Consider the following 11,916-nt stretch of genomic DNA (forward strand, 5'->3'; position numbering starts at 1 on the left):
TACTAACCCACTGATGTCTTTCATCAAGAACCCCTTATCCTTCAATAACATCAGGAATTCTACTGAATACTCAGCAGCTTTTCTGACCATTTCATCAACTTAACTGCTTTTGTTATGTATAGAGAATCCACACCCCTTTAATCAAATCTTAACATTTCCTTAAGATGAGAAAGGTGTAGTGGATCGTAGAAAATTTTATTATTTCTGGAGATTAGTCATCATGCAGACGAAAACGATACGCTTATTTCGGATACTACTGGGCCTGCTTTGTTGTTAACCGGAGTTATCAGCGTATTATTTGCTGGAACGACGCTGGCAGCCGCCATTAACCCTGTTTCTTTAATCAGTATCGCGAAGAATGTGGATACTTCAGTAGCAGAATTGGCTACTGTTCTTAGTGATATCTCATTAATCGCGGGTGTGGTTTTGTTATGGCTTCTTTCTTTAAATTCCACCAGCACAAATTGAATCCTATCCAAGTGCCAATCAGTCAAGGGGTGTTGCTAATCGGCGCGGGATTAGTGTTGTTCCCCACGATGTTGCTAACAGTGAAACAAGCTATTTTTTGGTAAAACTGCTGAGATTGCTAAAGTGGGCGGCAGCCGGATCCACAGTATTATTGGCTCGTCGTAAATTGTGATTGCGTAATGGCTTTCGTAACATTCAGTTATCCGCTAGCGACAGCAATTGGCGGTTATTTATGGTAAGAAAGGCTAACAAATACAGCCTTTCTTACCTTTCAAGCTAAAGTCCATGAGCGAGATAAATTACACTCGCCAATATTGCGGCTTTTGTGCCAAACGGTACCTGGAAATTGTGAACTTCGATGGGAATTATCGTAAATAATTGCCTTAAAAATTTAGTGACAGTTTGTGGATTTTGTAGTCAGTGTTTCTTTTTAGATGCGGTTAGCAGTGGCGAATCGGGAGGTGGAACTTTAATTTACCTTCCAGAAATGACGCAAGGGAAATTAAATGCCTTATGCCATGTGTTATTTACCTCCATTGCCACGAAAGTAATTCTGCAACAGAAACCCGTAATATTTATCGCAGTTTTAAATTGCGTTCCCAAATTATCGAACAACAGTTAGGGGAGTGATTAAGCCATCCGGCTTTGCTGGGACAGATTTTAGTGGATACAAAGACGGAAAAATGAGTTTGTTCAAAGACGCATTGGAAACAAAACTACGACTCCTTCCCGATCTCGCGCGTTTTTCAGCTCAAGTGGAGGCGGTAGCGTTGGATGGATTAGAGGAATTAGGCTCTGTTTACAATACGCAAGACTGAGCTAGGACATGGATTCACGAGCCCGTAGCGCATTAAACGAAAATGGATGACAGGCAAAGTACTCTAGGTAACGTATGAAAATGATTAAATCATTTACAGGCCTGTTTGATAGTTTGTTCGACTGGCTAAGTAATACTTTAAAAACAAAGCACAAGCACTTATTGTGAATTACAAATAGCTGATAGCTCGACTGTGTTAGTCGCTCACGACGTTCGTTAGTTAATTTCCGTTTTACGTTTAGAAGGCGTTACCGACCTCATTGGCCGGGAAGAATTCGATAAAATTCAAACCGGATTACAGCATGCGTTACAAACCGTCATGTCCCAACCAGGACACGTCATCCAAGTTTATTTTGGCTATAATAAAGACGAAGCGCGTGGTGAAATTAATGAAATTTTGTAGCCTGCTGAACAAACGGCAAAATGGCTAAGCTTGCAGTTAGGTGATTTGTTTAAGGAGAGAATGAATTATTTAACAAAATATTGTGCGCATAAAGAAATTTATATTGTTTTATGGATCCGTTTAAAATCCCCTACTAACGAACAAATTAAACGATCAACGAAAGAAAAACGAAAACAGATTAAAAAAAAATACCGCCATTTAAATTAACCAAAAATCTAGTTGCCGCTATTCCTGACCTTCGAGAAAATCACGACTCTTTTGTTCGTTCAGTAGTGAATGAATTTAATGGATTGGGGTTGGTAACGGAACTATTGGAAGTGTACGATGCCGTTTATATTATGCGTCGCAGTGCGGACCCAGAGTTTACCGATCAAGAATGGCGACCTTTATTGCCAGGGGATAAAATAACGATAAAAGAACCAAAAGTGGGCGCTTCGGAAGTTTCTGATATTTTATGGCCGGCCCTCGTCCGTCAAATATTACCCCGCGACGCTGAAAATTTAGATTTGCGAACAGCTTGGGTGGGTGATCGCATCTATGCGATGGTGTTTATTAATTTGTTTCCAAAGGATATTCAAACCTTTGTCCGGCTTTTACTCGAACACTGCAAAGGTGAATTCCATACCGAATTTCTTTTTTATTTAAAAGCGATGGCCTAGCGGGAACGAGCATTTGTAAAATTCTCTCTTCGGTATTGAGCGTAACTTCCACTCAGAATCGTTTAATTCACGACTCCTTAAAATTTATTAAATTACATCAATCTTAATACGGACGATGCCGTCGTGAAATTGCGTGTTTCGGCCGCTACTTGAGCGCCGGAAGGTGATATTCGCCTTTTGCGCACGCGAGCGGCTATGTTAGCGAAAGCGATTGAAGGGTGGGGTTCTTGTGACGTGTCCGAAATTTCGGGGATGCTTACGAAGGTGTCTTTCAACAATGATCGGTATTTCGGGCACCAGTGTTGCTCCCGCTTCTATCGCTCCTCTTTCTAACGTTCTCTATATGCTTCCGCTATTTAGTCCCGTCTCGCCGTGGACGCACGGTGCATTATTATTTCGTTCTCCGACGGTAAACTGTGGTCTTATCAACCCGGCTCTCATCAACAAACCACGTGGATTAATTTTATTATTGTTATAAAGATGCGTTGCCCGCCGATAAAAAATATTTGGTGGCTTGCCATCGGTTACGAATGCGAACGGATTACGCTATTAATCCTTTTGACACTCAGCTCGGGTATCGCTATCCGACTCCACAGGAATCGCCTTTTTAGTTAATTTTTTAAGTTTATTGGCAACACCTATTGGTTTTAAAAAACATACGACGGCGTTGCGGATATGGATCGATGCGCTATTTATGGCGGGCTTTACTCACGAAGCGATCCTGTCGCAGCTATTTGTTATTTACCCGCTATTCAGGATTTGTACGGAAAGATTATCGCGCCAACAGGAGAACTGCTGATCATGCTTTTGCTCGGATGATTTCAAGCGCGGTGCGTGAATAACCCATCATTTCTCAAGTAAGGCCGTAAATGGAAAGTCAAGTTGCGTTATTATCACAATCCTTGGATGATTTCGATGAAATTATGGTCGAATTTGCCACTAAAGCTGGTTTGAAACGCAGCTATTAACCGCTACATTAGGCCCTGTCGAATTATGATCGCTGAACACAACAGCCGAGGATGTCAATATTCGTAATCAACTCTATAAACGCATTGGCCCAAAAGAAACTCGCCGTATTTTAGCCATTATGTTCCCCTCGGGGACGGCTCCACCAAAGTGCTCGAGGATTGTTACGCAGACTATAAAGAAGAAGGCCGCCTTATCGATGACACGGAAAAACACAGTATTATGCAGTCACTGATTAATGAAATTCTACAAACTTGTTATTTTCCGAAAACGAGAGTTCGTCTGTAGCGCGGATGGTTTGAGTCAGGTCATATCATCTCGTTACCCTTAAGTCGCAGCGATTTCCATTTTAAACTTGGTTATCCCGCACAGCTGAGAATGATGGACTTTAAGGTTTTAACGTTTAGCAATCTCAGAGTAATGGATAGAGAATGTAGGGTGAGAAATTAAAACGACGTTTCTGATTGATGATTCAACCTGACGCTTGTTAGCTAACCAAGCATCATAAATTTCCTTCGCGGCTTGAAAATTGTCCGCCCTTAAATAATCACAAATTTGTCTTTTTAGCGGCTCAGGCAGCAAATCAGAAAACATCAGTTGCTCTCCAGAATCGATTAATAAATTTTTTGTATAGTGCTAAAAGATATCTATATTTGATGGTGAAAAGGAAACAGCTTATCACCACACGCCACCTAAGAATAAGAAAAAGCTGAAAGAATCTGGACTGCCTTAAGAAATTGTTAAAAATTTATCTGATGTGTACATCTTACTGTGGGAATGGAATGGTGATATTACTTTCACGGAACTTACGTTCAACAGTGAAGTAGGATCGCTTTGTACAATGTATTTTAAATTCACGTTGGGAATGACACACAGTAAATTAAAGGCAAGACTGCTATCGCCAAATACTTTAAATAAAACCAATGGTGCATTGAGGCCTTCTTGAATAACTTGTGGGTGTTCTCTAGGTTCCGTATAAAGTAATTTTTCAACCAACTGGATTCGATTTCATAGGCAACCGCCCACACCGACTCTTAGAGTGCCATAGCTGATCCCGGAACATATAATTAACTACTCGCTCTCTCGTTAAATCGGAATTAGGAATGATGACATTAGAACGTTCCATCGTGGTAATTTGAGTAAAGCAAATACGAAACTTTTTAATAAAATCTTCAGTATTGCCTACGATAATGCGATCACCAGGTTTAATCGCTCGTTCCGTTAAAAGAATTAACTCTGATATAAAGTCGCCACAATATTTTGCAACTCAAAAACAATACCCACCGAAAGAGCGCCCGCTACAACGAGAGCAAATAAGAGAGAGACAGTAAAGTAAGGTAACCAAATATAGAAAAAAGCCATTTTTGCACTTTCATCGATGTAGACTTGAGGATGACTGTAAAAGTAAGTGTGCAACCAGCGGGTCATTAACGCGAGAAAAGTAAAAATAATCAAAGCAATAAGGATCCGAGCGGTGGAAAAACCGAGTTTCTAAATTCTAACTCCTTGAAAAAATTCAATAAAATTTTAATATCATGCAATGGAAACCTCTAATTCGTACAAGCCTTTATGCGGAGATAAAGCAAAGTAATAATGAAGACGTTTTTGGGACGGATGTGTTTCTTCGACTAAAAAGTCAATCAGCGAATTCAAAATTTTAAAAATAAGCCGCGCAACAACTTAATACTTAATAAATAGCGTTAAAAAATACCAATAAGGAAAAATAATCCTAAGTGCTGATAGCCAACCCATTCAGCGCACTAATAGTGGCAAACAATGTTGCGCTCAACAGGGGACTTAAAAGTAACACCATAAAGGATAGACGTTGAACTGAAGAATTTTATTAATAAACCAAATGATAAAGATTAGATTAATAGCAACAAGGGTGATGTAGATCGTTCGTAGTAAATGAAGAATATCTGCTGATAGCGGCTGTTGACGGAGCAGACTATAGACAATGTGACCCGCTATTATAATAAAGTGTGGCGAGAGTGGTTAGGCGGCGGGTAAATGACCGGCTTAAGTTGGGTGGTACTTTATATTAAAGACGATATAGGCACAGGCGGGTAAAAAAGACAAATAAGCATAAGAAGAACCACATAAGCGAGAACGCGACATAACTGATTAAATTAATAAACGTTATAGGATTAAAAACTCTATTGAAAATAGTAAAATAAAGGGTTACCGTTAAGAGGGGGAATAACCAAACGCTATAAGGGAATAAGGTGCTAATAAAAGCTTGCATCGTGTGTTGTCAAAGGTGAGTTGTTTGCTTTCTCTTACAAAGGATTACAGCCATCTCTGAAATCCGATGCCAATAAGCAATAGCGATGATGACGATCGGAGCTAAGAAAGCCAGTCAGAGAACATCAATTGATTGTATATCTGTATTTTTATAAAATACGTAACTGCCAAACTCAGTGCTAATTTTAGGGAGATGACGGAATTCTTTGCTAACGGATGAGGCTACCGGTTAAACAGAGCGGGCTTCGTTCGCTGGTGTGCGATAGAGCTGAAAGCTGAAATCGTATCGGTGGAACGTAATAAAAATAATTGACAGCTTGATTGACGTTTAATTAATCCATTTTTTCTTTTCTAAATATTATGGTGGCCATCGTTCGTTACGTTAATGTTTGCTATTTTTTAGCCTGCTCATCAATTTTATCAATTTCGTTAGTCGTATTTTTACGCAAGTCTTTACCTGATCTTGTAACTGTGTTAGAATGGGGGGTTTTATTGAGCTCTTCGGAGCTAAACTTTTGGGAGGTTGACTGATTTCATCCAAGGTTTTATGGGCTTCTTCCGAATTGAAGTGCGATTGAGCTAAACAAATGGTGAAAAAAATAATAATTAAAAATACTAATGATTTATTTAAATTTATCAATCATAAATGATTTCTTCCGCGGAGCATTGTTGTAAATGATTAATGGGCGATTCGCCTTTTTAAAGCACGCAATGTGAAACAGCGCTTGGCCTCGTTGATTAACGGTATTGTCGTGTAACCGATAATAATTTCAGTTTGCGACGATAAAATATCAAATTCCTAGCTTCCAAACGGATCAGCGATAATTCCAATAAAGATCGCCTTTTTCTATCTTTTTATCGAGTGGTTTAATTGAACGCATGATGCCACTTCGCGGTTCTCGGACCCAAACGCTCAAACACGCCACAAGGGGCTGCAATATTTTTTAGATTTTGGAGATCTATAAAGCATTCCAAGCTCACACATTACTCGCAATATACCGCGCACGCCCAACTGAATGAGGCCTCATCAAAACAAAGTGCTTCGCCAGCTTCATAAATTAACAGCGGAATATTCATTTCATTGGCAGCTTAGCACAAAGAACCATCACGTAAATTAGAATCCAAAATAACAGGGGCACCGAACACCCGTGCCAACTTTTCAGTTTCAGGCTGGGTTAAGTTTGTGCGAATTTGAGGTAAGTTAGGACGATGAACAGCAGCGGAATGTAAATCAATACCATGGGTACAATGGCTGACAATTTTGTCAATAAATAATTTTGCCAATCGGGAGGCTAAAGATCCTTTCCGTAAACCAGGGAAATTACGGTTAAGGTCGCGCCGATCCGGCAAATACTGAGATTGGTAGATAAAACCGTAGATATTGACAATAGGTGCTGCAATTAAAGTGCCCTTTGATAAATTTTTAATGGCATTTAACTTCAGCAGATGGCGAACTATCTCAACCCTCGAAATTTCATCGCCGTGAATACCAGCGTAGACAAATAATATTAGCCCCAGTTTTTTTACTATTAAAAAATGTGAACCGGAATATCGACGGGCGTATAGGTAAAGAATTTGGCAGTGGGAAGGCGAATACTAAGATGTTCTCCAGGTTGGATAGTGTGTGCACAAATTTTTAAAATCCTTTTTTCATAGCTAACCTTGGTAGGAGCTATAAGCCTTAATTGGTTTTGCATTTTTTTCTATAAATTCGATTATCATTCCTGCAATGTCTTTCTTCGTAATGTTTTCAATCCCCTCAAGCCCGGGCGAAGAGTTTACTTCTAGCACTAAAGGACCACGTTTTGAACGCAATAAATCCACGCCAGCGACATTTAAGCCGAGTGCTTTCACCGCGTTAATTGAAATTTCGCGTTCTTGGGGCGTTATTTTAATTAATTTAGTGCTACCTCCGCGATGCACATTGGAGCGGAAATCGCCGGGTCGCGCTTCTCGCTGCATGGTGGCGACAACTTTGTTGCCAATCATAAAACAACGAATGTCGCGACCTTGCGTTTCTCCAATAAATTCTTGAATAAGGATATTTACTTTTAACCCTAGAAAGGCCTGGATCACACTTTCTGCGGCTTTTTTAGTTTCCGCCAGGACCACACCGATGCCTTGTGTTCCTTCAATCAGTTTGATAATTAACGGCGTGCCGCCTACCATTTGAATTAAATCTTCGATATCGTCCGGTGAATGAGCAAAGCCTGTGATAGGTAAGTCAATTCCTTTGCGAGATAAAAACTGCAGCGATCGAAATTTATCCCGGGAGCGGGTGATGGACATCGAAGAGTTGAGACAAAAGGTTCCCATCATTTCAAACTGGCGAACGACGGCTGTGCCGTAAAAAGTAATAGAAGCGCCAATTCGCGGGATCACAGCGTCGTAACGAGCTAACTCTTTCCCCATGTAATGGATAGTGGGTTTTTCTTGACTTAAGCTCATATAACAACGAAGAGTGTTAATGATTTTGACTTTATGGCCGCGCGTCAATGCAGCTTCTTTTAAGCGCTGCGTAGAAGATAATTCTTGCTTAGTTGATAAAATAGCAATTTTCACTTAGAAATATCCTCATTATGAATGATAAACGATCGATTGGGGTTAACGATTAGATCTTGCATAGCCGTGCGTCCTAATAACATTCGAAAGCCCATGCTATCGCGATTAGTTAATGTGATTTCAATAGACCAGCGTTTGTTGCCTAAAATAATGCCTGTTTTAATAACATAACGCAATTCTTTATGCCCCCCGGAGTCTCTGACGAAGCGCTGATCATAGATATCCGCTTCACAGGTAATCACTGTATTTTTGTCCTTTTGAATGGGGTGTATTTTGAAACGGACACGTTGGATATTATTTGTTTTAAATGATTCAATGGAAAAGGCATGTAATACAGAGGTTCGGGCACCGGTATCGACTTTAGTCTTGATTTGATTAATACCAAGGTCGGGTAAAGCGATCCATTCGCGCCACCCCACAGTGAGACAATTATTTAATAATTGATCAGCCATTCTACTTCCTTGTATATTTTATAATACAAGATCTTTAGTAGTTTTTCAGAAAAATATCTTGATTTAGTTTAAGAAAAGCTTGTAAAACCCTCACCCCCCTACCCCCTCCAAGGGGGACAGAGAACAGTTAAAATTACTATCGTTCCCTTTTCAGGGGAGGAGTAGATAACGTATCATTTTACGTCAGTAATCAGAGAGAAAAAATATGAAACGCCTCATCACGTTAATTTTAGTCAGTTTAGCCATTCCTCAAATTTACGCGAGCGGGGGTAGGTAGTACCGTTGATATCTCTTTTTCTTAATTCTGGCCCTTACGTTAGGGTTCACGGCGGTGTTGGCTTTACCATCAGGGATGCAGGCCCCGTGCCGGATATGCCAAGGTGGGTTATCGGATGGGTAATGTGCGTATTGAAGGAGCCTTGATTGAGCTATTACAGCAATAGCTTGGAAGTGAATAGCCACGCAAAGCTTCATATTACGACGTTGATGGCCAACGGCAGCTATTACGATTCAATTTAATGCACCATTGCTACCTTTCGCTGGCGTCGGTGTTGGTTGGATACACCCTTGGCGAACGAATAAACGGTGTTCTTTATGAATCGAGGCCCTGATAATAATGAAATTTGCCTATCAGGGAATCGCGGGAGTGAGCTGCAGAGTCAGTCCACGAGTTACTTTGGACGTCAATTATCGCTATTTGGGTTGGACGGACGGGAATGATAGTCAAAATTTAATCGAAACGAGCATTAATTATCAGTTTTAATGACCTCCATAAACCTTGCCGTCAGAAACAGTAAATGTTAGAAATAACGCACTTAAAGCGTCAATGGGCCCATAGCTCAGTTGGTTAGAGCGATCGACTCATAATCGACAGGTCCCAGGTTCAAGTCCTGGTGGGCCCACTATCGTTTTTAAATCATCTAGTTTTTGGAAGGCCGAAAAAGTTTCGTAGTTCTCACTCTCCAGGGATAACGGCAATAAGGAATCTTTGGACCGGCCTCTGTGGGACATTGCTAGAGAGAGTTTTCACTAGGCCTTGTGCCAGGGTCGAAGCGGAGATTTTATTTGCTTCGAAGTCTTCTCTCTTGCATTCACCATTCATGAAACCATCGTTCATGGGAGCCAATATCGAATTTTTGGGACTTGAGTTGGAGGAATTCTCTACTTCAATTTCTCCCAGTGCCTCATGGATGCGTCCATTTAAGAAAAAATGAGTAAAAATAGCCTATTCTTTTTAGGGCCTTTTTCACCCAAACTTTTAATCAGAGAAATGAATACTCTTAAGACAAGGTATGGGGGAGGGATTTTGTCAATAAGGTTCAGGTTCTCTTCATGAATTCTTCCTACTTTACAGTGTCTTTCGAGAGTAATTTCAGAATGGAGAAAATTCGAAACGCATTTGTCAAAACACGCCAAACGACCAGAAAAACACTAAAAACTGTTGACTAACACATTATTAATGACGGTGGGCCAATACCAGTAAAAGGCCTGAGATAATTTTTCCCCTACGTACTTAACCTTTAAAAATAAGCAAGTGGCTGGGCTCACCATGGCTAGGTATAGTCTAGGTATAGTATAGAGTAGGCACTGATAAAATTTTAAGTAGATTAAAATTTTCTACAAGAAATCCAATGAGGCTGATCCTCTCGTTCCAGCTATTCCCTACAGAACGTACCGAGGTTCGCAGATCGTGATTTTCTAATAAATAGACTATTATATTTTTACGAGAAGATCAGAGATAATATAGGCGTAGAGTAATGTAAAGGGTGAAGAACAACGCAGGGGAGAGATTATTAGTCAAATCCTCGAGACTTTCTTATAGTGTTCGAATAATAACCTGCTAAGGCGAGCGTTATCGTTAATGGCTATAAGTAACTAATTTTGTTTCTTATATTTTCATGTATAGGCGATATCGTAAGGAGTGTCAGCGCTAACTGCATCGCCATAAATATTAATTTTAAGCCATTATTGTCGTTGAGCGCGTTATCAATTTCGACGAGCGTATTTGTTTAAAGAAATAGCTTGATTAAGGAATGGTGTCAAATACTGATTTAATATTTGATTTAACGATAGACTTAATATTATTGATGATTTCTTCATTCGTGCTAGCCTTTTGGAAAAGCAGCGAGTTAAGAAGGGTAAAAAACCTTGATGCCTTTGTGATTCGATAGATTCGATATAATATTAATGAGAAAAGCAACCACTGCTCTAGAATATTTGGTATCACCCGTAAAGCACCAATCTTTTGTTCGTATTTATTATAGGTAATGGATCCAAGTGGAGGGGCTGAACCGAGAGATAAAAGGGCCAGTAATGAATTTTAATCTTGATTTAAATGTTTGCCGAAAGTGTTTTTTCTGTTTTGCGTTTAGCCTTTGAACGATATTAAGGTTGCTCAACTCTTCGAGCATCTCCTCTCGGCTGCAACAATCTTTAATGAAGTTGATTAAGACTCTCACGCCTGCGGAAAATTTAGGTTTTAAGAAAAAGGTATTTAAAATGCTTTTAAGCCAAAGCCGCTAACGACAGCCGTGTTTCATTTGAAAATATTTAAGAAGGTATTCTGACCAATTTTTTGGTGTTTTAAAATAGACAGTAGAAACGTATGCCGAAATAAAACTTACGGTAATTGCTTCAATAATAAATACCTGTTGTAATTCTAAAAGCGCGGTCTGGTGTGGAAGCTGACTATTTCCTCTAGCAATTCCACGAAAGCATAGTCTTCAGATGAAAGCAAATCTCGATTTAAAAAAATTGCTGTCATTAACGGTGAATAAGGAATAAGCTTTTCAATCAATAGATTATATTATACAGGTTGCTGTTTAGCGTTTTGAGTCTCTTCAAGTTTTATAAGTATTGAAATAACTCATTAAAAGATCGTAGTTTTCGATTTCTCCCTGGAAACGGGCTATTACAGATTTAAAATGAGAAAGCGAAATCCGGTTACCGGGAAACTCGTTCAGAGCACCAAGCTAAAGTGATTCCAATTGTCTTAATTCATCATTGATACTAAAAAGGGTTAAGTCCTTCGTTCCTACTTTGATAATGGTAATATATATTACAGCGTCTCTGCTTCATGCAATATTCTTTTTTCAGTGCTGTAATCCATCGATATTCTCTGTTAGTTTTCAGTTTTTTTCAGAATGAGAGATAAAATTGAAGTTTCATTCTACAAATTAATTGTTAATTTAAATTGAATAAATATACTGTAAATTAAAATTTCCTCTATACATAACAAAAGCAGTTAAGTTGATGAAATGGTCAGAAAAGCTGCTGAGTATTCAGTAGAATTCCTGATGTTATTGAAGGATAAGGGGTTCTTGATGAAAGACATCAGTGGGTTAG

Annotated in this window: 5 protein-coding genes, 1 tRNA gene and 6 pseudogenes; 5 read left to right on the top strand and 7 right to left on the bottom strand. The window is 39.4% G+C overall.

Going from position 1 to position 11,916, the window contains the following annotated elements; all coding sequences use genetic code 11:
* Positions 1 to 220: 220 nt before the first annotated feature.
* The 3 pseudogenes from FIV31_RS05545 to FIV31_RS05555 all read left to right on the top strand — a co-directional run.
* Positions 221 to 633, top strand: a pseudogene (locus FIV31_RS05545) (type IV secretion protein IcmD).
* Between the two features lie 67 nt (positions 634 to 700).
* Positions 701 to 1,286, top strand: a pseudogene (icmJ, locus tag FIV31_RS05550) (type IVB secretion system protein IcmJDotN).
* 74 nt (positions 1,287 to 1,360) lie between these two features.
* A pseudogene (locus FIV31_RS05555) lies at positions 1,361 to 3,520 on the top strand (type IV secretion protein IcmB); the annotation flags it as partial.
* A 279-nt stretch (positions 3,521 to 3,799) separates the two neighbouring features.
* On the opposite strand, the pseudogene FIV31_RS05560 reads toward FIV31_RS05555, so the two are convergent.
* The 7 genes and pseudogenes from FIV31_RS05560 to FIV31_RS05585 all read right to left on the bottom strand — a co-directional run.
* Positions 3,800 to 3,907 (bottom strand): annotated as a pseudogene (locus tag FIV31_RS05560) (hypothetical protein); the annotation flags it as partial.
* Between the two features lie 135 nt (positions 3,908 to 4,042).
* Positions 4,043 to 4,309 (bottom strand): hypothetical protein, encoded by a 267-nt coding sequence (locus FIV31_RS08220; protein WP_341873972.1) that lies wholly within the window; start codon positions 4,307 to 4,309, stop codon positions 4,043 to 4,045.
* On the bottom strand, positions 4,302 to 4,556 hold the full coding sequence (locus tag FIV31_RS05565) for a mechanosensitive ion channel domain-containing protein (RefSeq protein WP_341873973.1): 255 nt from the start codon (positions 4,554 to 4,556) through the stop codon (positions 4,302 to 4,304). The genes FIV31_RS08220 and FIV31_RS05565 overlap by 8 nt, the downstream gene beginning before the upstream one ends.
* Positions 4,544 to 4,768: a hypothetical protein gene (locus FIV31_RS05570; RefSeq protein WP_280124095.1), complete on the bottom strand. Its 225-nt coding sequence runs from the start codon at positions 4,766 to 4,768 to the stop codon at positions 4,544 to 4,546. Before FIV31_RS05570 ends, FIV31_RS05565 begins: the two co-directional genes overlap by 13 nt.
* Positions 4,769 to 6,193: 1,425 nt before the next feature.
* Positions 6,194 to 7,254: pseudogene (locus tag FIV31_RS05575) on the bottom strand (succinylglutamate desuccinylase/aspartoacylase family protein).
* Positions 7,214 to 8,119: a 30S ribosomal protein S6--L-glutamate ligase gene (gene rimK, locus FIV31_RS05580; protein ID WP_280124096.1), complete on the bottom strand. Its 906-nt coding sequence runs from the start codon at positions 8,117 to 8,119 to the stop codon at positions 7,214 to 7,216. Before rimK ends, FIV31_RS05575 begins: the two are co-directional and overlap by 41 nt.
* Positions 8,116 to 8,571 (bottom strand): ATP-dependent zinc protease family protein, encoded by a 456-nt coding sequence (locus FIV31_RS05585; protein ID WP_280124097.1) that lies wholly within the window; start codon positions 8,569 to 8,571, stop codon positions 8,116 to 8,118. The genes rimK and FIV31_RS05585 overlap by 4 nt, the downstream gene beginning before the upstream one ends.
* 205 nt (positions 8,572 to 8,776) lie before the next feature.
* Here FIV31_RS05585 and FIV31_RS05590 point away from each other — a divergent pair.
* Together FIV31_RS05590 and FIV31_RS05595 are read left to right on the top strand one after the other, a co-directional pair.
* Positions 8,777 to 9,334: pseudogene (locus tag FIV31_RS05590) on the top strand (outer membrane protein).
* Between the two features lie 65 nt (positions 9,335 to 9,399).
* Positions 9,400 to 9,473 (top strand) — tRNA-Ile (locus FIV31_RS05595).
* Positions 9,474 to 11,916 lie beyond the last annotated feature (2,443 nt).

The organism is Coxiella endosymbiont of Ornithodoros amblus (assembly GCF_019425495.1).
GTDB lineage: Bacteria > Pseudomonadota > Gammaproteobacteria > Coxiellales > Coxiellaceae > Coxiella.